The sequence below is a fragment of the Marinobacter sp. M-5 genome (assembly GCF_032911545.1).
GTDB lineage: Bacteria > Pseudomonadota > Gammaproteobacteria > Pseudomonadales > Oleiphilaceae > Marinobacter > Marinobacter goseongensis.
Map to the genome: position 1 here is coordinate 321,789 of NZ_JAWJEK010000002.1, position 23,060 is coordinate 344,848.

Here is a 23,060-nt window from a genome sequence, read left to right on the forward strand (position 1 = left end):
GAATCACAACTGAACGTTTTCAATAAGCTGGGTTCTTTGCTGACTGGCGCCAATAACCTTAACCGATACACCGCCCAGATCGGCACCCAGGGACGAGAGCAGCGGCGACACCACCTCGCCCAACACCGTGCCGGTCACTTCTTCGACCACGGTTTCTGCCACACCCTCAAGGATACCGGTAAGGGGCGTGAGCAACCCACCCAGAAGGCCCGTAAGACCACCCTGATTACAGTCGAGTGCGATGTTGTTCAGGCTGACGGACAAACCCTGCAGATCACCGGTTGATCCTTCAGAGACCGTCGCCTCCGAACATTCACCCTCGGGGCAATGCAAACTGTAAGACTGAATATCCTGGAACATTTCCTGCGCCGGAAGCGCAACACCCAGATCGCCGCTGACGCAGGCGATCACCGCCGGAAGCAAAGGCGCCTTGAGCCTGAGGATGTCGAGTTCCAGCGATCCCGGGGCAACGGCACCCGTCGACGAGTCGATGGTGCCCGTGTCGATCTCGACCACGCTGCTCTGGGTCGCGAAATCCATGTTGACGGTGTTGCTGTTACCCCGGGCGCAGTCGGCGGCAATCAACTCAGCCTCACCACCGCCGACCTGAATCGCCAGTGGAATGCTGATGCTGTCCAGTACCGTCACGTTGATCAGACCAAGGGACAACGCGCCCACCAGGTCACCCACCACGCTGGTGGCAAGCGTAACGTCAACACCGGCCTGGATACTGATATCTGCACTGCGGACTTTTGTCAGCCATTCGCCATTTTCATCCTGGCGGGCGGGGCCGAACACGATGCGGGGTGGCTCATCCACAATGATGTCGAGGGTAACGTCCACATCACCCAACAGATCAAGGGTGGACACCAGGCTGCTGATCACCGTGGAATCGGTGGTGTCGAGTTGCAATGACAATAATCCCATGGCGCTCTGGTTCGCCGCGCGCACGCTGTTCAGGACCACACTGGTGACCAGATCATACAATGGGAACGAGCTGTCACCCGACACCGTGGCGTCGCCCACCACGTCGAAAACCGCGCTGCCGTTCAATCCGCTGACGCCAACCGCGGCGGTCAGGTCGTCGATCAGGCCGCCGGCGGGTGTGGCCGCCCCACCCAGCGAGTCCCGGACCGCTTCCAGTACATCAATCAGGGGCTCATCCACCAGGTCGGCGAGATCGGCAACGCCGGCGTTGTCCAGCAGGTCGCCAACACCCACCAACGTGGATTCCAGGCTCTGCAGGCTGGTGGCATCCAGCGAGTACCCCGGCACCCCGGTCAGGTCGCCAATCAGCCCGCCGAGCAGGCCGCCCTCGACTTCAGCGGTGGAGCCCACAGCGCTCAGTGTGGCGACGACCTCTTTTCGGGCTGCGGCATTGACCGACAGCTGAACCGGGTCAAACAGACTCTGGGGCAGCAGGCGGGATAACGGCTCAGAGCGGGTGTAGGAAACCAGGGCCGAGTTGGTCTGACGGATTTCACTGACTGGATCTTTGGGCAGGAAACGCAGCGATTGCGGATCATCCACACGCGGGCCGAGCAGGCCGGCGCTCACTAGCAGGTCGTCGTCATTGCCATTGAATCCGACCGCCCGGGCCGCCGCCAGAGCCCGGGCCCGCATCTCATCGATATCGCCGGTGGGGCCATTGCAGGATTGTGCGGCGTCCGCAGCAGCGGTGGCCGCGGCATTGACCTGCGCCTGCATCGATGATTGCACCGACAGCAGCCGTGACCCATCCAGTATCAGTGTCAGTAACACGAAGATGAGGGTTAACAGGATAGGGGTGAGCGCAATCAACACCCCGCGCTGGGCGCGCCTGTTAATCGTCATCACGCGTTGACTCGTTGATGCTGTCCGGAATCGGCCGCGAGAATGTCTCCTCGACGCGTTCCAGAGTCTTCACATAGATTGCCTGGCTGAGTTCGCCACCCACTGCCGGCTGCGATGCCTGCTCATCAAGAATTTTCGCCACATTGCTCCTGGCGTCTTTCTGAAAGGATAGCCCCATCATTCCGCCGAGCTGCGCCTCGCTCGACTCCACGCTCTGTGCGTATACCGAGGCGCTGCCCATCACAGATATCGCCACTGCCACGCTTACTGCGATCATCTTCATGGCCGGCCTCCCAGGATGTTTTTAGCCACTTGCTTTCCGGCAGAAAGGTCTGCCTCTTTCAGGCGCAGGTCTTTTTTCAGGTCATTGAGGGCTGCTTCACCACCGTTCAGGTAGTAGGCAGCGACCATATTCTGCCGCACCGCGGCCTTGCCTTTGGACAACTCATAGGCCGTTCGGAGCTCGAAGGCCGCGCGACCGTACTGTCCACCAACCATCAGGGCGTAGCCATAATCGTTGCGGATCTCGGGCACCGCTGGCGACATGTTTTTTGCACGAGCGAGCATGTCGATGGCGTCCGTAATTTTGCCCTGCTTGACGTACACCACACCCAACCCATGATACGACTCGTACGAATCGCACGTTGCAGCGATGGCCCTGAAGGCATCAGCGGAGTCTTCAACCTGCTCCACCTGCGCCAGCAACTGCGCCCAACGCAGCCAGTGATGCTGCGTATCGAATGACAGCGATTCCAGTTGCGCCAGCGCGGCATAGTACTCTCTGTCGCTCATCAGCGAGTCGATGAGATCCAGCTCAACCCGATGCTCGGGCTGTACCGTTGTTGAGCAACCCACGGTGTAGATGGGGTCGTTGAGCGGCCTCTGGCTTGTGGTTTCCTGTTCGGCCACATCGGAGGACGCACAGCCTGCCGTCATCAGGGTCAGTGCCACCAGAAGACAGGGCAGCGTCTTAACCGGATAGTCCGTTCGACCGTTAGATTTCATAGCGTTTTCCTTCACTGACATCGTCGATGGCGCCTGTTTAGTTTTGTAGCGTATCCAGAATCGAGAGCACCGCCGGCCCCCCGATGAGCATGAACAGAGCGGGCAGCATGCAGACCATCATGATGATGGTCATGCGGGCGCCGATCCTGTTGGTCTCTTCTTTCAGCTTGCTGCGCTCCTCGTGCTGGGCTTCCTCGATGATCTGATCAAGGCTGCCGGCCACTCGGGAACCCAGGGTGCCGCTTTGCTTCATGAGAGTGACGTAGCTTCGCAGTACGGTGATGTTCCGGTTCCGCCCCAATTCATCCAGCGCTACCGTGCGATCTGCCCCGCTTTCCATCACACGGTTGAACCGATCAACCCGGTGGATCAGGTGGGGCATAAGGTCCCGCGCCTGGGCAGACACCAGTTTGAGGCTTCGCTCCGGCGACAGGCCCGCCTCAAGCAGCATCCGCGTCATGTGGCACAGTTCGATGGCTTCCCGGTTCTGCTGTTTCTCGGACAGGGCGCCAGAGGTTCGAATGGCCCGGCGCGGCAAATAAAAGGCAACAAGCGTTGTGATCACCGCCGCTACCACACTGAAAAAGATAAATGCAGCCACGGTGACGCAGGCGGGAAACACCCAGCAAGCGATGAGATAATACTGCCGTGAGCGGTAAGGGCTTCGCCCGGCGGTTTCCAGGGCCGGCTCCAGCTCTTTGTAGTCTCCGGCAAACAGCGGCCGATTGACCAGCCAGAACACCAGATCCGCCAGGGCAGAATCGCCATCAGGGTCATCCGCCGCCAGGCGCTGGCGTGTCAGTCGGGCGTTGATGCGGGCGCCCAATGACCAGGACGGCGCGCCAAGAATGCCAACAATCAGCGACAACAGCCCCAGGATCAGCGCGGCCGCAAAAACCATCTCAACCACGGCCCACCCCCCGGATCAGGTTCCAGATCAGCAGGCTGCCCAGCACCTGCAGGAAGCCGGCAATCATCAGCAACGTGTGCCCGGTGTCCGTGTTGAGCAACACCGCAGAAAATTCTTCATTGAGTATGACCATGTACGCCGCCAGCCCGGGCGGTAACACGGCGAACACCACCGCGGTGAAGCGGGTTTCCGCCGTTGCCGCCATGAACTCCCGCCGCAGTTCCTGCTGGGAGCGTATGGCCTTGGTCACCTCCTGCAGCACCGGCCTGATGGAAGAACCGAACCGGCTGGTGGTCCGCAGCGCAATGGCCAGCTGGGACAACGCAGGCACCCGGTACATGGTGGAAAACCCCTCGAACAGGGAGGTGTAGTCGCGCCCCTGCTTTATGGCACCGCGCAGCCGGAACAACAGCGGTTCGAACACCGGCGAGGCGTCTCCGAACGCCGCCAGCAAACCCTGCTCGGTCGACCGTCCGGCGGTGATCGAGCGCAGTAAAGAGTCCAGAATAACCGGCATTTCTTCCAGTATCTGGCGACGGAGTTTCTCGAATTTCACGCGCCACCAGGTAAAGCCTGCGGAAACCACGAAAAACAGACCGATCAGTCCCTCAATCACACCCCGGCCAATGGCCACGGCCACCACCAGGGCAAGAGCCAGAATCACCAGACTGATGGCTTTGCCGGGAGACATGGTAAAACCCGCTCTGATCAGCGTTTTCTCCAGCGGGCCCATGTCAACTTTTTCATCGTCTCCGCGTTGATCGGACACATCAGACCGCAACCGGCGCCGCACTCGTCCCGTCATCGTCCGGGAGGCACTGGCCTGGCTCCAAAGCCCCTGGAGCACCACCAGGATCAATGCGAAGAAGCCTACTATCATCGACAGCAACAGAATCAGCTGAACACTCATACGGGCTCCTCGGCGGGGGGCGAGAAGTCAAGATCCGGCGAGCGGTACAGTGACTCCATCCGATACGGGTCAGACATGGTGGGTTTCAGCGCAACCACTTCGCTGATCAGACGGCGGCCGTTGGGCAAGCGGCTGAGCTGAACGATGATATCCAGTGACGAGCCGATCAGCCGTCCGATGGCCCGCTCACCGGCATCGTACCCATTGACCGCGAGCAGGGTTTCGATCCGCACCAACGCATCTTTTGCCGAGTTGGAGTGGATGGTGCTCATGGAGCCCTCGTGCCCGGTGTTCATCGCCTGCAGCAATTCTATGATTTCACCGGAGCGCACCTCACCCACGATGACCCGGTCCGGGCGCATCCGCAATGCGTTTACAATCAGATCCCGCGCGGTCACCTTGCCCGAACCTTCGGTGTTGGCCGGGCGGGTTTCAAGGCGAACGATGTGTGGGTGGTTCAGCTGCAGCTCGGCGGAGTCCTCAATGGTCACCACGCGCTCATCTTTGGGTATGTACTGGCTCAGCATGTTAAGAATGGTGGTCTTACCGGTACCGGTGCCTCCACTGACCAACAGATTGCGACGGCCCTCAACCACCGAAACCAGCAGATCCAGGCATTCGGAGGTCATTGCTCCGCTGTTGACAAGATCCGTGGCAGACAGGTGCTTGTTGCTGAATTTCCGGATACTGAGGGAAGGTCCGTCGAGGGCAATCGGGGGCACGATGGCGTTGACACGGGAACCGTCCGGCAACCGGGCATCCACCATCGGGCTGCTCTCGTCGATACGGCGTCCAAGCGGTGCCAGGATCCTGCGAATGATCCTGACAACGTGCTCGTCGTCGATGAAACGGGTCTGTACTTTCTGCAGCACGCCGGCGACTTCAATGAACACCACATGGGCGCCGTTCACCAGGATGTCGTTGATCTGATCATCCGCAAGCAGGGGCTCAAGCGGACCGAAACCGACAATTTCGTCGAGGGTTTCCCGAGCCAGCATGGTCTGATCCGGCGTGGCCAGCGGAATCCGGTGGTTGGCAATGTACTGGCCCACGGCCGTTTGCACGAACGCCTGGAGCGACTCGCGGGTCGCTTTTTCGACTTCCACCCCTTCCTCGTCGAGCCGTTCAATCAGGTAGATATGAACGCTCTTCTTGAGTTGCTGGTAGTCTTCGTCGATTCGAGTCGCCACGCTTTACCCCTGGGTGTTACTTCCGGCCCAAAAAACCAAAACGGTGTCTTGAGGGTGACTTTGACGTGAACGTTGAACGAACGTAGCCACTCAGTTTTTTGTGGTATCCGGAGCGGCTGGGCAGCATGCCAAGAGGCACGCCGGCATTGATCGAGTCGAGGCGGTGGCGCCACTCCATCGGCAGCACCAGGTCGCAATCCACACCCGCGGTCTTTTCGATGTCGTCGATAGACAACTTCGCCCGCCGCTCGTAACCGTCAACGATCAGGCATTTGCGACACTCTGCGGGCAACCATTCATCCACTTTCTCAAAAAACGCCTCGGCTTCCTGAACCTGATCCACCACCGGGTGCATAACCACATACAGGCGACTGACGTTCGCGCCAATGGCTGACAACCACATCTCGGCCAGATCGTGATCGACGCGCACAATCACTTCATCAAACAGTTCGCCGAGCTGGGTGAGGGTGATGAACAGATCGGCGCCCGCGTCGCCGCCCAGCTCGCCGCGGTCGAGACCGCCCGAGAGCAGGCGCAACCCTTTCGAGTACTCTCCAAGGGCGGCTTCAACAAAGGATCGGTCAATCGAGTCTTGCCGCGTAACCATTTCATCAAGGGTCAGGCGATTCAGGTTATCGAAATAAAAGGTTCTCTCACCGCGAGACAGGGAGTCGATTGCCAGAACCTGCTTGTCTGGCAGTGCACGATTGATTTCACTGACAAAGTTCTGACAGAAAAAGCGGGTATCGGCGACAGCGCTCACCGAGGTGACCAGGGTGATGTTGCGGCGCGACCGCCCACCCTCTGCCGGGGTTGGCTTTTTATTGGCCGCTTCAATTATCCGGCGTATGCGCTCCGGGGCTGACTCCGTATCGACACCGGTAATCAGGCAATCCCTGGCGCCAGCGCGCATGATTTTGAGCAACATATCCTGGGAGATGCGCTTGGCAATGGCGATTAGCTCGGCCGATTCGCACACCTTGCGGATGGCGGCAAAAGTCTTGATAGCCCGCTCCGGATTGTCTTCCTCAACGGCGACCAATACCACGGGCGCACCCATCGCCTTGACCAGGCGGCTTACCCGTGAAAGATCCGAGGAGCTGACGGATTCAACGGTCCATTCGCTGTCGAGGGAACGTTCCAGCCAGACCCTGACACCAATGTCGTCAGCTACACAGACAAGGGATTCGTTCATGTATGGTACTCCCTACCAACTCAGTCCATGTTCAATGGGCTCACCAGCTTTTCGTGTTCCCATGAACATGTCCGGCCAGTCCGTGCTGCTGCTCTCGTATTCCATACCGAAACGTTTGACGGAATCGGGCATTTTTTTCTGAGGGCTGACGATTCGGGGCGTGACCACCATGATCAGCTCCTTTTCCTCGGTGGATACCCGGTCGGAGCGGAACAGCGCGCCGAGAATGGGAATGTTGCCAAGCCCGGGCAGACGATCACTGTTGTTCAGTGTGGATCGGCTGACCAGCCCGCTGATGATGAACGTTTCGCCGGGCGCCATGGAGACGGTTGTCTCGGTGCGGCGAATCCTCAGGCCGGGCACCGCAACGCCGGATGTGGCAACACCCGCGGTAAAGTCCAGCTCGCTGACTTCCGGAGCCACCTTGAGAATGATCTGGTCATCTGCAACGACGGTGGGGGTTAACGACAGGCTCACGCCGAATTCCTTGAATTCGATTTGCGTGCCATTGTTATTCGACTGGGTCGGAATCGGAAATTCCCCACCTGACAGGAATGTGGCGCTTTGCCCACTCAGGCTGACCAGTGACGGCTCCGCCAGAGTATAGGCGAACCCGCCGGACTCAAGCGCATTAATGATGCTGAGCGAGCTGCTGCCAAACCTGAACAGGTTGAAGCCTTCACTGGAAATGCCGGCAGCCGCGCTTGAAGGCGACCCGAAACCGCGGAATCCACCGCCACCGGGAGGCGCAATCCCAAAACTGCTGTTGCCACCGTTGAACAGCTTGGCGTAGTAGAGCCCCAGCGTGTTCAGCTCACTGCGATTGACTTCCACAATGCGTATGTCGGTCTGTACCTGCATGGCAAGCGGTGATTTCGCACCACGGGTGGCACTGACAACCACGCTGGACACCCGCGGCTCGTCATCGCCTTCCAGCCAGATACTGAGCGTTGCGGTGCCACTGCCCTGGGCGGTGACCAGAACTTCTGAATCGCCCGAGGCGGTGATCCTGACAATATCCGGATTGGACGTGGCCACTTTGCTCAGCTCACTCGGGAAATTCAGGGCGCGCTGCTCGCCGGGCCCCATTTCCAGCACGGCCTCCTGCTGCTGGGCCGCAACGCTACCAACAAGAAACAGCAACACCAGAACCTGGCTTGCGGTTGTGATCAACCGGTGCATTCCTCGCTTACTGGACATAAACATTCCTTGCTTCGGAGCCTTCAAACACCTGCACCTTGCGCCCCGGATCTTCAGGCGGGCGCTCAACAGTTGCGCTTCTCTGGGGCGCCCGCGGCGCTTCCGGCATCAGGTCAGACAGGAAAATGGCTGTTTCTTCCTCGGCCGCTTCCGGTTTTTCAGCCTCGGGGTCTGCAATCACCACGGGCGATCGCTTCACGGCCGTGAAATTCAGCTGCGCCTCTCTCGAGGCCAGCACCAGCGCTCTGACCTCCTCTTCGGGCACCGCCAGCACCATCGTGCTGTTGCGCCGGCGCTCGTCATCGGAAGAGGCAGATCCCACCGTGGTTTCGCCCTGCACCGCCAGCACTTCGATGGATTTCAGCAACGTTTTCGACGACGACTCGCCCTCTGCGCGGCCCTTGAACGAGGCGACCACATCGACGAAGTCGCCTGGCTTCAACAAGCCGCCGATACTGGCCACACCGCTCATTTCAAGAGCGATGGCGGTATGGCCGTCCGGTACGATCTGGCGGATCAGACTTTGCTTTTCGAGGGTCTGAGCGGTTAACAGTTCACCGCGTTCCAGAGCAGTCTCGATGGTGAGATCGTAAGGCACATCGGCAACAGCGATGGCGCCCTCGATGGGTGAGGCAGTTTCGATTTCAATAAAGCTCTCGGCAGACAGGGTGTCGCCCGCCTCGATTGGCTGAACGGCCACCACATAACGGTAAACCGGTGCCTGCTCGGCCTCGGGCGCGGTGGTTCCGGATTCCGACCCGGTAGACAGCGCTTTCTGCGCCTCTTCGGCGGCGTCGTACTTCATCAACCCGAACAAGGCCAGGGCAATGGCCAGCGCAGCCATGAGAAGAGAAGGGATAAAATAAACAAAACGAGACTTCATAGTGGCTTCATCCCGTACTTACAAAGGTATGGTTTCGGGCTGTCTGACATAAACACCTCATCCTTGAGCAAAGCCGCGCAAAATCAGAATGCCACCGCAGACCGGACCTCGATGGTATCCGGTAACGGTGGAAACTCTCCCAGGAATCCGAATTGCAGCTGTGGCACGAACGGGGACTCTTGCCCGTTTGCCACCACCCGGCACTGGACGAGCGAGACGCCACCCGCGCCCTCTACGCTGCAGCCTCGCTCGCCGGAGCGAGACACCAGTGAAGCCGGCAAATCGGACATCAGGAATTCCAGCGCCTCGGACGCCCGGGTAACCGCCTGTTGCCCGGCGTTTTCTCCGAACTGACTGCGGTCGAGCGACATCACCGACGAGGCCGCACGATCCACAGCCTTCTGAAGCTGAAACTTCTGGAAGAACACCACACCGTAGGCCGCTGAGCCGTAGACCATGGCCACGATCAGAGGAAAGACCAGCAGGAATTCCAGCGCGACAGCGCCCCTGCTGCGACCGATCGTGTTTACGTTTGGATATGACACCATGATCTTCGCCCAGTCATCCGCTGTGCAACGCCCGTTCCGGCCTCGTCTGCAACTGCCGGGCCAGGGAAAGCTCAAGCCAGCGCCTGCTCGTTACGGGGTGCCACCAGAGGTGTCAGCCGCATCGGTGAAGATACCTTCAAACGCGCCCGAAACAATGGTCCCGAGACCACTATCACTGGCCGCAAGTGCGCCAATGACAATGATGATGGCCGCTGCCAGCACAAGATACTCGAGTGCGGAAGCGCCCTTCTGCCGATTGGGGCTAGCGATAGAACCGAATCTTTGTCGTATGGTATGCAAGCTCATGGTATGCCTTCCGTTTAATTGTTGTTCCGACTGCCCGACCCTGAAACCCTCCAGAGCCTTACTCTCACTTGATCTTAGCATCGGTTGCTTGTAAAAGTGTGTAATTTTTATGGCATTATTCGATAACTATTATTGTCTTTTTATGTGATCTAGCTCTCACTCAGCAACATACCCCCTACACTCCTGTCCCAACAAGCGGCATAACGCAGCAAAATGTCAACTTTCGTGAAAACCATGCAGATCAGGCCTAAACGTTATATTTCGCGATGTTGCATGATTATCATTACCGCTTCCATTGGCCGAAAGTACCGGTTGGGCTATTTGTGCCAGCGGCCGTCTCGCCAGAACTTGATGGGGTCCAGGCCGCGAGCGGACAACTCATCTTCGACACATGCGCGCATACGTTGATAAATGGGCTCACCCATGTCAGACCGCTGGCGAAAAATACTGGCCAGGCGCCGCGCAAAAAACGGGCAGGGCAAATCGTCGTTGGCAAAGCCGTAGCTCATGACTCGTGACGCGCCGAACAACGGGCCCAACTGACTGAGCCGGAAGCCCGGATCTTCGCGCTGGATGCGCGCCAGGATGTCGCTGCCCTTCTCCGGGCTACGAACGAATATTGCAATGTCTTCCGGGTATCGGAAGAGGTAGCGGATCAAGATGGAAGTGGGTGCGGAAATTCGCTGATTCGCGCGCTGACGGAAGCGATAGAACGCTTTTACCTGGATGCCAAGGGTCCAGTATGCCTCGGCACTGGTCAGCTCAAAACTTTCCCGAAACAGCGAAAACAGGCTTTCGTTATTGCCCAGAATGGGCTGGGTTCTGCGGGAATACGCCCTGAATGCGGCATCGGAAACTGGCTCATTGTTCGTCCAGTTACCTTTACGCAACGCTTTTTCGGGGTCCAGGTCCCTGGAGACCGCTTCATCCTCCAGCACGCGAAGGTAGTGGCTCTGGAACCAGTCGCCCCACTGTGCGTGCAGCTCTGCGGAGAACACCTGATAGGTCTCATCCGGCATCCAGGCGGCCAACGAATCCTGCTCCCGCAAGGCGGCCCAACCGTTCGATTCTATTTTGCGGATGTCTGGCTGAACATCTACCCCGGCCGCCTCTGCGTACCGAAGCAGCAACGTCAGAAACAGTTCGCCAAACTTGCCTGCCACCAGCATTTGCAGTCGGGTTACCGGCAAACTGCTGTTGGCAGAGCCCGCCCCGTCTTCTGCCAGCATTTTGTATGAAGAAATGTAGGACCGCCCGAACAATGGCGCAAAACCACTCTTCTTGGGCATCACATCACTGCCGTCCACCCCTGCTTCCTCGAAAGGAATATACCGTGCAAGCAGACTGAACACTTCCGGATTGGACGGACGCAGCATCAGCTGTCCGTAATGAGGGTACTTCAGCAACAGCCGTATCAGAATAGCCTGACTTGGCCGCAGGCTCGGCAGTTCACTTGCGGTTTGATCGTCGTCGTCACTGACATCCGTGTCTGCGCTCACGTTTCCCAGCACATCGATCGACGACTTCGCACGCTTGAGCTGACTGAGGCGATTCACCGGCACGTTCATCAGCATGGCGAGGTCCAGATCCCGGACTTCGTCCCCACCCAGTACACTCTCAAGCATAACTTTCAGATACTGCAAATTTTCGCCGCAGATCGGTTTACTGGGATGGATCAGCTCATTTTTGTGTGACACAGACATGTTTATAATCTCTGAGAGCAGTTTTAACTGACAGGAATTTTACACGTTTTCCCCACCCGGTTTCGATGGTAATATTGGCCTCTTCGCCCGATGGCGGAGCGCTCTCCGACGTTGACATAAAAGAGCATCTGTGAAGTACATTCAGTTTCAAGAAGGTATGGTCTGTGTCAGTAATCGGGGCGAAAACGTTTTTCTTTTTCGAGGGTGAGTCTCAACCCTCGGATATCGTAATCAGCCAACCGGACTATTTTCAGAAACCGGACCTGGTATTGCCGAAGTCGGGCATCACTCTGCTCTACGGCCACAAAGGGCCCGGCAGCCTGATCGGCGCCGCTATCCGCAGGAGCGCCAGTGAGAATGTCGGCGTGTGCTTCGCAGATGTGAAAATTGACATTGGCGACTGGGACGCCAACAAGCAAACCCTCGAAGGTTTTGACCGCTGCCGCTTTCTTAACCTGCCCACCAGGGCCAACAAAGAGATTCTCGACGACATTAACCAGCACTGGAATCGATGGCTGGATGAAGAATGCCTTGAGAGAGAATCGTTCCCACGCAAGCCCTCTGCGAACATGCACCTGCTCGACAGACTTATCAAGGAGGAGCCTTATTCCAGGCTGAATGCCATCGCGTTCGATGCAGTCACCAAATTCGGCATTTCAAAATTCGTGACCGTTTTCAACCTGGACGCCATTCTTCAGGACGAGGTTATGGTCATCCCACCCTCCACACGCGTATCGTTCGTCAGTCCCGAAATGCGCGATTGACACTGGGCACCACGTTGTTTCTGCCACTGTTTTTGGCTTCGTACAGCGCCAGATCTGCTCGCTTGATCAACGAATCTCTGGTATCGCCCGAGGCATGCTCCGCGACCCCCATACTGACGGTGATCGACTCACCCAGGCCGAAATTGTAAGCACCCACGTCCCGACGAATGGTGTTGGCAACACCAATCGCCTTATCGAGCGGGGTTTCCGTCAGAATGATGATGAATTCCTCGCCCCCCCAACGACCAATCAGGTCTGCGGCCCGCAGTTTCTGCCGCACCAGTTCCGACATGTCGGTTAATACCCGGTCCCCCACATCATGGCCAAAGTTGTCGTTGATCAGCTTGAAATGGTCTATATCGAAAAGAATCAGTGACAGCGGGTTGTCATAGCGCTGGCTGCGCTCCAGCTCATGCTGTAGAGCTTCTTCGATTTTATTGCGGTTGAACAGCCCGGTCAGACGGTCGTGCAGGGCTTTGTGCATGAGACTTTCGATCAGCCTGTGCCGGCCCAACGCACTCGCCAGGATCGGGGCGATCGTGGACAGCAGGTTCAGCTTTCTATCCAAACGGTACTCCCGGGGGTTGAAAACAAGAAATCCCTCGAGGGTCCGGTCTGCGGACAATGGGAACACCAGAAATTGCTGGGTCAGGCTCTGCTGTGTCTGATCGCTGTCTTTGTGCAGCTCCATCAGGCGGGCCATTCTGTGATCAGTACTCAGATGCAGACACTGGTACTCGGCTTCCAGCGATGCTTCGAATTCTGACTTATGAACAAGCAACTCATCGCTTGCCAACCAGCGCCTGACCTTCTCACCTTCCAGCATTGGACAGACAATAACGGGTCCCTCGGCAGCACTGCCCACGGGACGGTAGACATCTTCTTTTTCGTTCAGCATCCAGCAACGAAGACTGGCGGCAGGGATTTGCATGAACGAGATGATTTTACTGACGGCATCAACAAATGTGCTGTCATCCGACTGATGGGGCGTGGTCATTAACTGCTGATTGAAGAACCGCAAAAACCCCTCGAACCGGGCGTTCTCTCGAAGCGCCTGTAGAGACTGGTGCCGCTCAATGGTGGCACTCGCCAGGTGAAAAGGGGTGGCCAGCTTTTCAAAATCGATCCGCGCATCTGTGTCATGATCGAAATGAAAGAAATCCAATGTACCGAGGAGTTCGTCGTTGATACCCAGGATGGGAAGAGCGGTCCAGCGAGTGACACCACTGGACTTCAGCGCACTCAGCATCTCATCCGTTGCCATGTTTTCAGGCCCCTGGAAATCCGAGAACACTTCCTTTTTAAGCACGGCAGCCGTGGCGTGAATGCCGTTTCCGAACACGATCTTGGCGCGGTTGATTGTGCTCAGGGTCGACTCGCTCACCTTCTCCGGTTCGACGACGTAATGCAGACAATCCGTCTCATCATCAAAGATGCTGATCGCGATGGACGCGTCAGTCGCGGTAACGCTCTGACAGAGCTGAGTGACCGCATGCAAAGCCTCGGGAAGCTTCTGCTCCGTCAGGGCGAAATCCACCAACTGGTAGTATTCACGAAGTAACTTTTCCTGATCACCACTTCCTGTCTTGTCATCCAGGGAAATAATGTAGCCCTGACCAAAGGTACTGCGGACCGGCTTCAGGCTGACGGTTACCGCCAATGATGAGGCATCACCGCTTTGCCGGGAATGCGCCAGCATAAAATCTTCAACATCAATGGATGACGACACACCCTCACGCAGCAAGCGCCTCAGATTGACCAGCTCTTCGGACGTTTGATCGTCCCGGGCCAGAAGTCGCTCGAGCTTTTTCTGCGCCGCCCCCTCCGAGTTCTCCCCCAGGAATTCCACACAGGCACTGTTGAGAGATCGGACGGAAAACGGCGTTTTCTGCACCACGAACAAGGGCACATGAACCGCATTGAATATCTGCACCAGATCAAGATTGGCTACCTGAATCTGGCGCGAGAGCTGGCGATTCCGCTCCAGAATGGATATCGACTGGGACTCGGCAACGGATGCTTTCGAAAAAATCGCCCATAGTGCCACCACCGCGAGTATCAGGATAAGCGCCAGCATTAACAGCGCCAGCCAGTTTACGGGCAGCCCCAGATTCGCCATTTTATTGGTCGCCTACTTCTCTCAACGTATCCACCAAACCGAAAATATCATTGGCATTTTTGTTCCGGTCCACCAGCAATCTGTAACGAACACGAATTTCCTGGTCCTGCCGGATCGTGGGCACATTGCCGCTCACACTATCGCGCCATAACAGGGTAAAGCCTTCGCCACAGTGAATGTCGCTGGACATGTCATCCACCAGAATATACTGATGGGAATCCATATGGGTAAGAACTTTGATCACCCGGAAGTCCTGCGCGAAGACAGGTTCGGGGAAACCCTTGCCCCACGGCTGCTTCTCTATCCAGTGCGCCAGGGCAAACACTCGCTGCTTTCTGCCCAAAGGGCCATCACTCTCGCCCAACTCACCGAGGCCGGTATGTTCGCGGGACACCTTTCCAAGGTAGTCCCGGATCGATGCTTCGAACTCGGCAAGCCCGGCCTCATCCAGCTCGAGCGAGGCATACAGCGTGTCGGCCTCCCACTCAGGATTGCGCTTCATCAAGCCGGATGCGAACGACAGGGCGACCAACGCATCGGCAAGATGAATGTTTCTGGACCTCAGATAGCAATGAACCCGGTCCGCGTCTTCGGTTTTCGACGACACCAGCAAATAGACCCCGCCCAGTTGGCTGCAGTTTTGGCCTGCAACCACAGGCAACAGCGCCTCCGACAGAGAATCATTTCTCTCGGTTCTCAGGCTGTACAGGATATCGCAGGCATCGCCCCAGTCTTCGTCCGGCTCAGTCAGCGCAGGCATTGCGTCACTGCTTCCGCGAAAGCTGGGGAAATCGGCTTTTGAGGCGAGCAGCGCGGCTTTCGCGCTTTTGTCGTTTGCCACTTTACGATCATTGGTCAGCAAGCATTCGATCAGGGTCCGAGTGTCTCCTGCCAGAGCCATCACCTGGAAAAACGGCGCCAGGCAGAGGGCGATCTCTCGAGACGTAAAGGGATAAGCGGCGCCGCTCTCGGTCAGCAGCGACCTCAGACCGTAACTCAGCAATCCCCGGGAATGCGCAGTTCTGGCAGGAAGGGACCATCCACGGTTGATCTGTTCAAGACCGGATCGGACCATCAGTCGCATCGGCGCAGTCATGGGCATATCGTCCATAATCACCGACAACCCGGCCAGGGCCACGTTGGTCTCCAGTCCGGAGGATTGCAGTTGCGCTACCAGGGCCTGATTACGGGGATGGGACGCGATGGATTGAGAAACCTCGTCACGCACTCTCAACAGCAGAAAATGAAGAACACAGCACAGAGTGTACCGCTTGTGAGAGTCGCCCCCGGATACAGGCGAAACGTTGAGCTGGTCCGAGGCATCATCGATACAGCCAGCCAGCGTCGAAACACCCGCAATTGGGACGTTGTCACCGGCAGCGTCAAACATGTCCCCGATACGACTGGATACGCTTCCGGCCGGGTTCAGTAACAAGACCAGATCCGGTGCCTGCTGGCCGGTGTGATTGCGGATCAGGGACTCAGCCTGCGACTCAAGTGAGCCCAACACCACATTGACCTCAGCGCCTGACCGCCAGGCCCCGAGATCGCCCCGGGAGGTCGTCACCACGTCTCTGGTGCGCCCCATTGCCTGCACGAGCAACTGAATGCCACGCTGAAAGCAGGCGGCACTCAGAATCACTTCGGATGACGCTTTGCCGACGACAAGAATTCGCTGCCCATTAAGAACGATGTGCGCAAGCATGGACGCCAGTTTCTGGAATTCCGCCGTCGCCAATTCGCTGGCAATGGTCTCAACGCCCTGCAAATCCGGAAAAGTGGCGCCCCTTGCGTCGAAGATTCCATCTTTGACCGCGTCGAGTTCACCGGATGAGTCTGATTTGCGTACTCTGAGGTGACGATCAATGTTTGCGGTGATCACAGTATCCGGCATGCGGTGTCCCCATCGTTAGGACGATCGTTATTTTTGGACCTTTGGCTGACTGCCTCGAGCTGCTCAACGCCACTTTGCGGCTTGATTGCGCCCTTGCTAGCATCTACAGCGAGGGTATCGGGTACGCGGCGCTGTTTACCGGTATATGCACAACATCTTTTTGTAGTATGGGCGGGTTTATTCTGTATTTTCAAAAAAACCGCTGCCTCTGCAGGCAGCGGTTAATAGCTTGACGGAAGCTTAAGGTTTACAGCCAAAAGACACTTCAACCCAACCGGCAAATACAGTACCCGCGTTGGTAAAGTGAGTATTGTACGATAACCTTAATTAGTCAAACGGATATCAACACTCAACCAGCAGGGACTCGAAATCATGGCAGTCTTCAATGAAAGAAAAGCGGAGGGTCAGCTGACCGCCGAAGCCAAAAAGATTCGCCCCGAGAATCTTGAAGCGCTGCTGGCCAAACAACGCGCCATCGAAGACAAGGTAAAAGGCAGCGGCAAGCTCAACCGTTTCAAGTCAGACATCAAGCTGATGTTTGACATGATCCGGGATTACTGGAACGGCAGCTATCGAGACGTGCCCTGGAAAAGCATTGCGGCGATCGCCGGGGCGCTGGTGTATGTTCTGAATCCGTTGGACCTCATCCCTGACCTGCTCATCGGCATAGGCTTCCTTGATGACGCTGGTGTGGTTGCTTTGTGCCTGAAACTCGTTGAAACAGATCTGTTCCGCTACGCCGCCTGGAAGGAGCAACAGCGAGAGGTCACAGATTCGCATCCGACGAATTGATTAAGTTCTGGCCGGGGAGTAATCTCAGCCCCTTGCCTCGGCCTTGCCCTCTTCCAACCGCTCTGGAGTCACTGTGGATTTCGCCACTCTTATCGGTCTTGTTGGTGCGTTGCTGCTGATCGCCACGGCAGTGATTGTGGGTGTATCGCCCACCGTATTCATCAACCCGGCGTCTCTGCTCATCGTTGTCGGAGGCACCCTGTTGGTGGTTCTGGCCAAATTCAGCTTTGTCCAGTTTTTCGGCGCTTTCCGAGCCGCCGCAAGAGCATTCAAGTTCAGGCTGCCCGCAACCCAATCGAGCATTGAAGAGCTGGTAGAGATCAGTAATGTCGCCCGGAAGGAGGGCGTGCTCGGCCTTGAAGGGCGCGAGACAAGCAGCCCGTTTCTGAGCCAGGGCATCCAGATGCTGGTGGACGGTCGTGATGGTGCCACTATCAAGCAGATTCTCAACAAGGAACGCCTGATGACGCTGGACCATAACCGGTCAGGCGCCAAGGTATTTACCGCCATGGCGGACGTTGCGCCCGCCATGGGCATGATCGGTACGCTGATCGGTCTGGTTCAGATGCTGTCGAATATGGAAGACCCCAAGTCCATCGGTCCTGCCATGGCTGTCGCGCTGCTGACCACATTATACGGCGCCATGATTGCGACGATGATCGCCACACCCATTGCAGACAAGCTGTCACTGCGCATGACCGAGGAGGCTCGGCTGCAATCGCTCTATACGGACGCCCTGGTTGCCATTCAGGAAGGCACCAACCCCCGGATTATTGAGCAGATGCTGTCCAGCTACCTGCCACCCAAAGAACGCGAAAGAGCCGCCGAATCCGAGGGTGCCTGACCATGGATGAACTGCCAGAGGAGGAGAAGCCGGGAATTCCGGCCTGGGTTGTCACCTTTGCCGATCTGATGTCCCTGCTTATGTGCTTCTTTGTGCTGCTACTCTCTTTTTCCGAGATTGATGCCCAGAAATTCAAGCAGATCGCCGGTGAGCTTTCCAAGGCGTTCGGTGTGCAGCGGGAGGTACCCGCGCTGGAAATCCCTCAGGGCACGAGTCCCATTTTCGACCGGTTTTCCCCCGCTCCGCCAGAGCCGACGGTGCTTGACGAGGTCAAACAGATCACAACCGATCAGAAGCCGGAACTCCAGACCCTGACAAGCCCGACGGACCAGGCGGTGGAGGCGGCGATTGAAGACCGGATGAAGGAGACCGTAGACCGGATTCTGCAAGTGTTGGAACCTGCCATCATCGATGGCCGCATCAATGTCAGCCAGGACCAGCGCCGTATTGTCATTCGCGTGGAGGAAAAAGGCTCGTTTCCATCCGGTTCTGCTCAGTTGACCTGGGAGTTTGAGGGGCTGCTGCTGGACATGGCAAAGATCCTCGCGGATATTCCCGGCAAACTGACCATTGAGGGTCACACCGATGACGTTCCCATTCGCACGGAGCGTTTTTACAGCAACTGGGACCTCTCAGCGGCCAGAGCCGCGGCCGTTGCCAACGTGCTGCTGGCACAGAATTATGTTGAGCCGGCGCGGATCGCCGTAACCGGCCTGGCCGATACAGAACCCAGGGTGCCGAACACCTCCGCAGACAACCGCGCCAGCAACCGTCGGGTCGAAATCATCATCGATCTCTCCGAGCCCATGCAGGAGCAGGAAATTCGCCTGAGGGAGCTCATCCGCTCGGAATCCGCAGGCCCTGACACCGCCCTCGACATCGAGTCCGACAGCACCTCACCCGAGACCTTGAACTGGTAACCAAGCCAATCCATTTTGGTGCGATTACGCCTTAAGCGCACCTTCGTAGTGCGCTTTCATCGGATAATGTGCGCTTAACGATGGCACTTTATCCCGCAACCACCCCTCCGCCCTCAAAATGCATTGTTTTGGAACACCTCTTGCTTGCTGTGCACTCCATTCATGCACACGTTGCCCGACAAACGGCAGCCAATTCATCTATCAGGAGCAAAACCCGTGGACATCACGAGTGCAGTACAAACCCTGACCGACAGCTCCAACACGCTGTTCATTCTGATCGGTGCCATCATGGTACTGGCCATGCACGCCGGCTTCGCCTTTCTGGAAGTGGGCACGGTGCGCCACAAGAACCAGGTAAACGCCCTGGTGAAGATCATGACCGACTTCGGCGTGTCCGCCGTGGCCTATTTCTTTGTCGGTTACTACATTGCCTACGGCAGCCACTTCATGGCCGGCGCCGCTGAACTGACCGCCGCCAACGGCTACGATCTGGTCAAATTCTTCTTCCTGATGACCTTTGCCGCCGCCATCCCCGCCATTGTGTCCGGCGGCATTGCCGAGCGGGCAAAGTTCTACCCGATGCTGATCGCGTCGGCGTTAATCGTGGCGTTTGTGTACCCGTTTTTCGAGGGCATGATCTGGAATGGCAACTACGGCTTCCAGGCCTGGCTTGAGAGCCAGTTTGGTGCAAGTTTCCATGACTTTGCCGGCTCTGTTGTGGTGCACGCTGTGGGTGGCTGGATCGCTCTGGCGGCGGTTCTGCTGCTGGGTGCCCGAAACGGGCGCTATCGCAATGGCCGGGTGGTGGCCTTTGCCCCCTCCAACATTCCGTTTCTGGCCCTCGGTGCCTGGATTCTGACCGTGGGCTGGTTCGGCTTTAACGTGATGTCAGCGCAAACCCTCGACGGCATCAGCGGCCTGGTCGCCGTAAACAGTCTGATGGCCATGGTCGGTGGTGTGCTGGTCGCCATGCTGGCTGGCCGCAAAGACCCGGGCTTCATCCATAACGGCCCACTGGCCGGCCTGGTCGCTGTGTGCGCGGGCTCGGACTTGATGCACCCCGTTGGTGCGCTGATCACCGGCGGCATTGCCGGTGCCATCTTCGTTTACCTGTTCGAATGGGCCCAGGCCAAAATCGAACGCCTGGACGATGTACTGGGTGTGTGGCCACTGCACGGGGTGTGCGGCGTGTGGGGCGCTATCGCGGCCGGCATCTTTGGCCAGGAAGCCCTCGGGGGTCTTGGTGGCGTCAGCCTGATGTCTCAGATTGTCGGCTCTGTTGCCGGTGTACTGGTGGCGTTCGTGGGCGGCCTGATCGTCTACGGCATCGTCAAAGCCCTCTCCGGCCTGCGCCTGAGCGAGGAAGAAGAATTCAACGGGGCGGATGTCAGCATCCACAAGATTGGCTCTACCTCACAGGAATAAACCGTAAGTGCCAGCCGCGCAAACAGCGGCTGGCACTCCACCGCTTCACCCTCCACTTTCCCTGTGAACTCACCTTCCCCTTCCCCCGGAATTGACACTGCCCTCCCCCTGACCTTTGCTTAATCCGAGCCTTCCGGCCAGAAACTTTACACTTTCAACCAGGATGGCCTGCCTTTTGCTGTTTCTTTTATAACGGAACAGCTGGATATCGACTCTTCACATCCGGTGAGGGGCGTGTTCAGGAGAGGTTCATGGTTATGCTGATTCAAACCCCGCCCGAGGGTATCTACGACGAGCTGTTCGACGAGAATAACCGGGTACGCCCAAGCTGCCGGGTACTGGAAAACTGGCTCATGCAGTCGGAAGAAGCCATGCTGGCCGAAAAGCGCCGTGAGGCGGATGTCCTCTTTCAGCGCCTGGGCATCACCTTCAACGTGTATGGCGAAGATCAGGGTGCTGACCGGTTGATCCCCTTCGACCTGATCCCGAGGGTGATCTCCGCCAGCGACTGGCAGCGCCTGCAAGCCGGACTGCGCCAGAGGGTTCAGGCGCTGAACCGGTTCCTGTTCGACATTTACCACGATTTCGATATTATCCGTGCCGGGGTGATCAGCGCCGAGCAGGTCTTCGCCAATCCCCAATACCAGCCCGGCATGCAGAACCTGAAGCTGCCCCGCAATCTGTACTCCCACATTGCTGGCATTGACCTGATCCGCCATAGCGACGGCGACTTCTACGTGCTGGAAGACAACCTGCGGTGCCCCAGCGGTGTGTCTTACATGCTGGAAAATCGCCGCATGATGATGCGCCTGTTCCCCGAGCTGTTCGCACAGGCGCCGGTTGCGCCGGTGGAGCAATACCCGGCACTGCTTGGTGAAACCTTGCGCGCCGCCTCCCTGAAACCCGACCCCACAGTGGTCGTACTCACCCCGGGCCGCTTCAACAGCGCCTACTTCGAACACGCGTTCCTGGCCCGGCAAATGGGTATTGAACTGGTGGAAGGGGCGGACCTGTTCGTTCGCCAGAACCGGGTCTACATGAAAACCACCGTGGGGCCCCAGCAGGTGGATGTGATCTACCGCCGGGTCGACGACGACTTCCTCGACCCGTTGGCCGGCAACCCCGACTCCATGCTCGGCGTACCGGGGCTCTATGCCGCCTACCGCACCGGCAATGTGGTGTTGGCCAACGCCATGGGCACCGGCGTTGCCGACGACAAGGCCATCTACCCCTTTGTCCCGGACATGATCCGCTTCTATCTGGGCGAAGAGCCAATCCTGAAAAACGTACCCACCTGGCAGGGCAGGAAACCCAAGGATCTCAGTTACATCCTCGACAATCTCGCGGATCTGGTGGTCAAGGAAACTCAGGGGGCCGGCGGTTATGGCATGCTCATCGGACCTATGGCCAGCAAGAAAGAGCTCAGCCACTTCCGTTCGCTATTGAAAGCCCGGCCCGACAACTACATCGCCCAACCCACGCTGAGCCTGTCTACCTGCCCCACCTTCGTTGATCAGGGCGTGGCGCCCCGGCATCTCGACCTGCGCCCGTTCGTGCTCTCTGGCAAAAAGGTGCAAATGGTACCGGGGGGGCTTACCCGAGTGGCGCTGAAAGAAGGCTCACTGATTGTAAATTCGTCCCAGGGGGGTGGCACCAAAGACACCTGGGTACTGGAGGACGACCCATGCTGAGCCGTGCCGCATCAAGTCTGTTCTGGATGGCCCGCTACCTGGAACGAGCCGAAACCCAGGCCCGCCTGCTGGATGTCAGCCTCACCATGGCACTCATCGATGTGCCAGAAGATCGCGAAGAGCAGCTCTCGGTACCCTTGCTGGTCACCGGCACCCAGGCGGTGTTTCAGGAATTGTACAAGGAGACCACCCCCCAGAACTTGATCGACTTCCTGCTGCTGGACGATCGCCACCCCGCCAGTGTGTTCAGCATCATCGGCAGCGCCCGTGACAATGCCCTGCACGTGCGCGGTAACCTGTCGGCAGACGTGTGGGAAAGCATCAACCTGGCATGGATGGAACTCAAGGAATTACGCAAGAAGGGCGTGACCGAATCCAGCGCCAGCCGGGTATTTGACTGGACTCGTGAGAGATCAAACGTATTCCGGGGGGCTGCCTACGGCACCTTGCTGCGCAACGACGCCTTCAATTTCCTGCGCCTGGGCACCTTTATCGAGCGGGCAGACACCACCGCGCGGGTGCTGGATATTCGCCATCGCATGGCCACCAAATCCCTGGAGGGCCACCCGACCCAGTCGTTCTTTGAATGGACAGCTCTGCTGCACTCACTGGCAGCTTTCGAGGCTTACCAGAATACCTACGGACACAACATCGAACCGATGAACGTGGCGGAACTGCTGATCCTCAAGCGGGACGTGCCCCGCTCTCTGCACGCCTGCCTGCAGGAAATCTCCGACTTGCTGGAGCAGATCGAGAGCGGCGAGGCGCGCCGTGCACGGCGCCTGGCCACCAGCCTGTACGCCAACATCCGTTTCGGCGACCGCGAGTACATCGAGGAACGCGGGCTTCACGAGTATCTGACCGATTTTCTGGCACGTATCCAGCGCATCACCGGCCAGATCCAGAAAGACTACATGGGGTGGTAACA

21 protein-coding genes are annotated in these 23,060 nt (G+C 57.9%); 7 read left to right on the forward strand and 14 right to left on the reverse strand.

All coding sequences use genetic code 11. The features are described 5' to 3' along the window. Positions 1-3 precede the first annotated feature (3 nt). From R0125_RS10850 to R0125_RS10905, 12 genes are all read right to left on the reverse strand, one after another. Positions 4-1,833 carry a hypothetical protein gene (locus tag R0125_RS10850; RefSeq protein WP_317238182.1) on the reverse strand — a complete coding sequence of 610 codons (1,830 nt, stop codon included), beginning with the start codon at positions 1,831-1,833 and terminating at the stop codon, positions 4-6. Next, positions 1,823-2,116: a hypothetical protein gene (locus R0125_RS10855; protein ID WP_317238183.1), complete on the reverse strand. Its 294-nt coding sequence runs from the start codon at positions 2,114-2,116 to the stop codon at positions 1,823-1,825. Before R0125_RS10855 ends, R0125_RS10850 begins: the two co-directional genes overlap by 11 nt. Beyond that, on the reverse strand, positions 2,113-2,838 hold the full coding sequence (locus R0125_RS10860) for a tetratricopeptide repeat protein (RefSeq protein ID WP_317238184.1): 726 nt from the start codon (positions 2,836-2,838) through the stop codon (positions 2,113-2,115). The genes R0125_RS10855 and R0125_RS10860 overlap by 4 nt, the downstream gene beginning before the upstream one ends. Before the next feature lie 37 nt (positions 2,839-2,875). Next, the gene (locus R0125_RS10865; protein ID WP_248183388.1) at positions 2,876-3,739 is read right to left on the reverse strand and encodes a type II secretion system F family protein; all 864 of its coding nucleotides are present in this window, start codon (positions 3,737-3,739) and stop codon (positions 2,876-2,878) included. A 1-nt stretch (position 3,740) separates the two neighbouring features. Then, positions 3,741-4,658 carry a type II secretion system F family protein gene (locus R0125_RS10870; RefSeq protein WP_317238185.1) on the reverse strand — a complete coding sequence of 306 codons (918 nt, stop codon included), beginning with the start codon at positions 4,656-4,658 and terminating at the stop codon, positions 3,741-3,743. Further along, positions 4,655-5,848, reverse strand: coding sequence for a CpaF family protein (locus tag R0125_RS10875; protein ID WP_248183184.1), 1,194 nt, complete (start codon positions 5,846-5,848; stop codon positions 4,655-4,657). Before R0125_RS10875 ends, R0125_RS10870 begins: the two co-directional genes overlap by 4 nt. Before the next feature lie 16 nt (positions 5,849-5,864). Next, positions 5,865-7,043, reverse strand: coding sequence for a response regulator receiver-like protein (locus tag R0125_RS10880; protein WP_317238186.1), 1,179 nt, complete (start codon positions 7,041-7,043; stop codon positions 5,865-5,867). 12 nt (positions 7,044-7,055) lie between these two features. Beyond that, complete coding sequence (locus tag R0125_RS10885; protein ID WP_317238187.1) at positions 7,056-8,243, reverse strand: type II and III secretion system protein family protein; 1,188 nt, start codon at positions 8,241-8,243, stop codon at positions 7,056-7,058. Next, the gene (gene cpaB, locus R0125_RS10890; RefSeq protein ID WP_317238188.1) at positions 8,233-9,126 is read right to left on the reverse strand and encodes a Flp pilus assembly protein CpaB; all 894 of its coding nucleotides are present in this window, start codon (positions 9,124-9,126) and stop codon (positions 8,233-8,235) included. The genes R0125_RS10885 and cpaB overlap by 11 nt, the downstream gene beginning before the upstream one ends. Before the next feature lie 83 nt (positions 9,127-9,209). Then, entirely contained in the window at positions 9,210-9,674 is a 465-nt protein-coding gene (locus R0125_RS10895) for a TadE/TadG family type IV pilus assembly protein (protein ID WP_248183179.1), read from the reverse strand. 90 nt (positions 9,675-9,764) lie between these two features. Next, positions 9,765-9,980 carry a hypothetical protein gene (locus R0125_RS10900; protein WP_248183178.1) on the reverse strand — a complete coding sequence of 72 codons (216 nt, stop codon included), beginning with the start codon at positions 9,978-9,980 and terminating at the stop codon, positions 9,765-9,767. A 317-nt stretch (positions 9,981-10,297) separates the two neighbouring features. Further along, positions 10,298-11,683 carry a hypothetical protein gene (locus R0125_RS10905; protein ID WP_248183176.1) on the reverse strand — a complete coding sequence of 462 codons (1,386 nt, stop codon included), beginning with the start codon at positions 11,681-11,683 and terminating at the stop codon, positions 10,298-10,300. A 164-nt stretch (positions 11,684-11,847) separates the two neighbouring features. On the opposite strand from R0125_RS10905, the gene R0125_RS10910 reads away from it, so the two are divergent. Next, positions 11,848-12,447 carry a hypothetical protein gene (locus tag R0125_RS10910; RefSeq protein ID WP_248183174.1) on the forward strand — a complete coding sequence of 200 codons (600 nt, stop codon included), beginning with the start codon at positions 11,848-11,850 and terminating at the stop codon, positions 12,445-12,447. Here the strand turns inward: R0125_RS10910 and R0125_RS10915 are convergent. Both R0125_RS10915 and R0125_RS10920 read right to left on the reverse strand, forming a co-directional pair. Beyond that, complete coding sequence (locus R0125_RS10915; RefSeq protein WP_317238189.1) at positions 12,425-14,566, reverse strand: GGDEF domain-containing protein; 2,142 nt, start codon at positions 14,564-14,566, stop codon at positions 12,425-12,427. The two genes, R0125_RS10910 and R0125_RS10915, sit on opposite strands and share 23 nt — an antisense overlap. A gap of 1 nt (position 14,567) precedes the next feature. Then, positions 14,568-16,460: a hypothetical protein gene (locus R0125_RS10920; protein WP_317238190.1), complete on the reverse strand. Its 1,893-nt coding sequence runs from the start codon at positions 16,458-16,460 to the stop codon at positions 14,568-14,570. A 372-nt stretch (positions 16,461-16,832) separates the two neighbouring features. On the opposite strand from R0125_RS10920, the gene R0125_RS10925 reads away from it, so the two are divergent. The 6 genes from R0125_RS10925 to R0125_RS10950 all read left to right on the forward strand — a co-directional run bounded on the left by R0125_RS10925 (position 16,833) and on the right by R0125_RS10950 (position 23,058). Then, on the forward strand, positions 16,833-17,252 hold the full coding sequence (locus R0125_RS10925) for a YkvA family protein (protein ID WP_317238191.1): 420 nt from the start codon (positions 16,833-16,835) through the stop codon (positions 17,250-17,252). A 73-nt stretch (positions 17,253-17,325) separates the two neighbouring features. Then, a complete protein-coding gene (locus R0125_RS10930; RefSeq protein ID WP_248183165.1) occupies positions 17,326-18,096 on the forward strand; it encodes a MotA/TolQ/ExbB proton channel family protein in 771 nt (256 codons plus the stop codon). Between the two features lie 2 nt (positions 18,097-18,098). Then, positions 18,099-19,016, forward strand: coding sequence for a flagellar motor protein MotB (locus R0125_RS10935; protein WP_317238192.1), 918 nt, complete (start codon positions 18,099-18,101; stop codon positions 19,014-19,016). A 216-nt stretch (positions 19,017-19,232) separates the two neighbouring features. Further along, on the forward strand, positions 19,233-20,441 hold the full coding sequence (locus R0125_RS10940) for an ammonium transporter (RefSeq protein WP_248183162.1): 1,209 nt from the start codon (positions 19,233-19,235) through the stop codon (positions 20,439-20,441). Positions 20,442-20,698: 257 nt separating this feature from the next. Next, the gene (locus R0125_RS10945) at positions 20,699-22,132 is read left to right on the forward strand and encodes a circularly permuted type 2 ATP-grasp protein (RefSeq protein ID WP_248183386.1); all 1,434 of its coding nucleotides are present in this window, start codon (positions 20,699-20,701) and stop codon (positions 22,130-22,132) included. After that, positions 22,126-23,058, forward strand: a complete 933-nt coding sequence (locus tag R0125_RS10950; protein WP_248183160.1) for an alpha-E domain-containing protein — start codon at positions 22,126-22,128, stop codon at positions 23,056-23,058. The genes R0125_RS10945 and R0125_RS10950 overlap by 7 nt, the downstream gene beginning before the upstream one ends. Positions 23,059-23,060 lie beyond the last annotated feature (2 nt).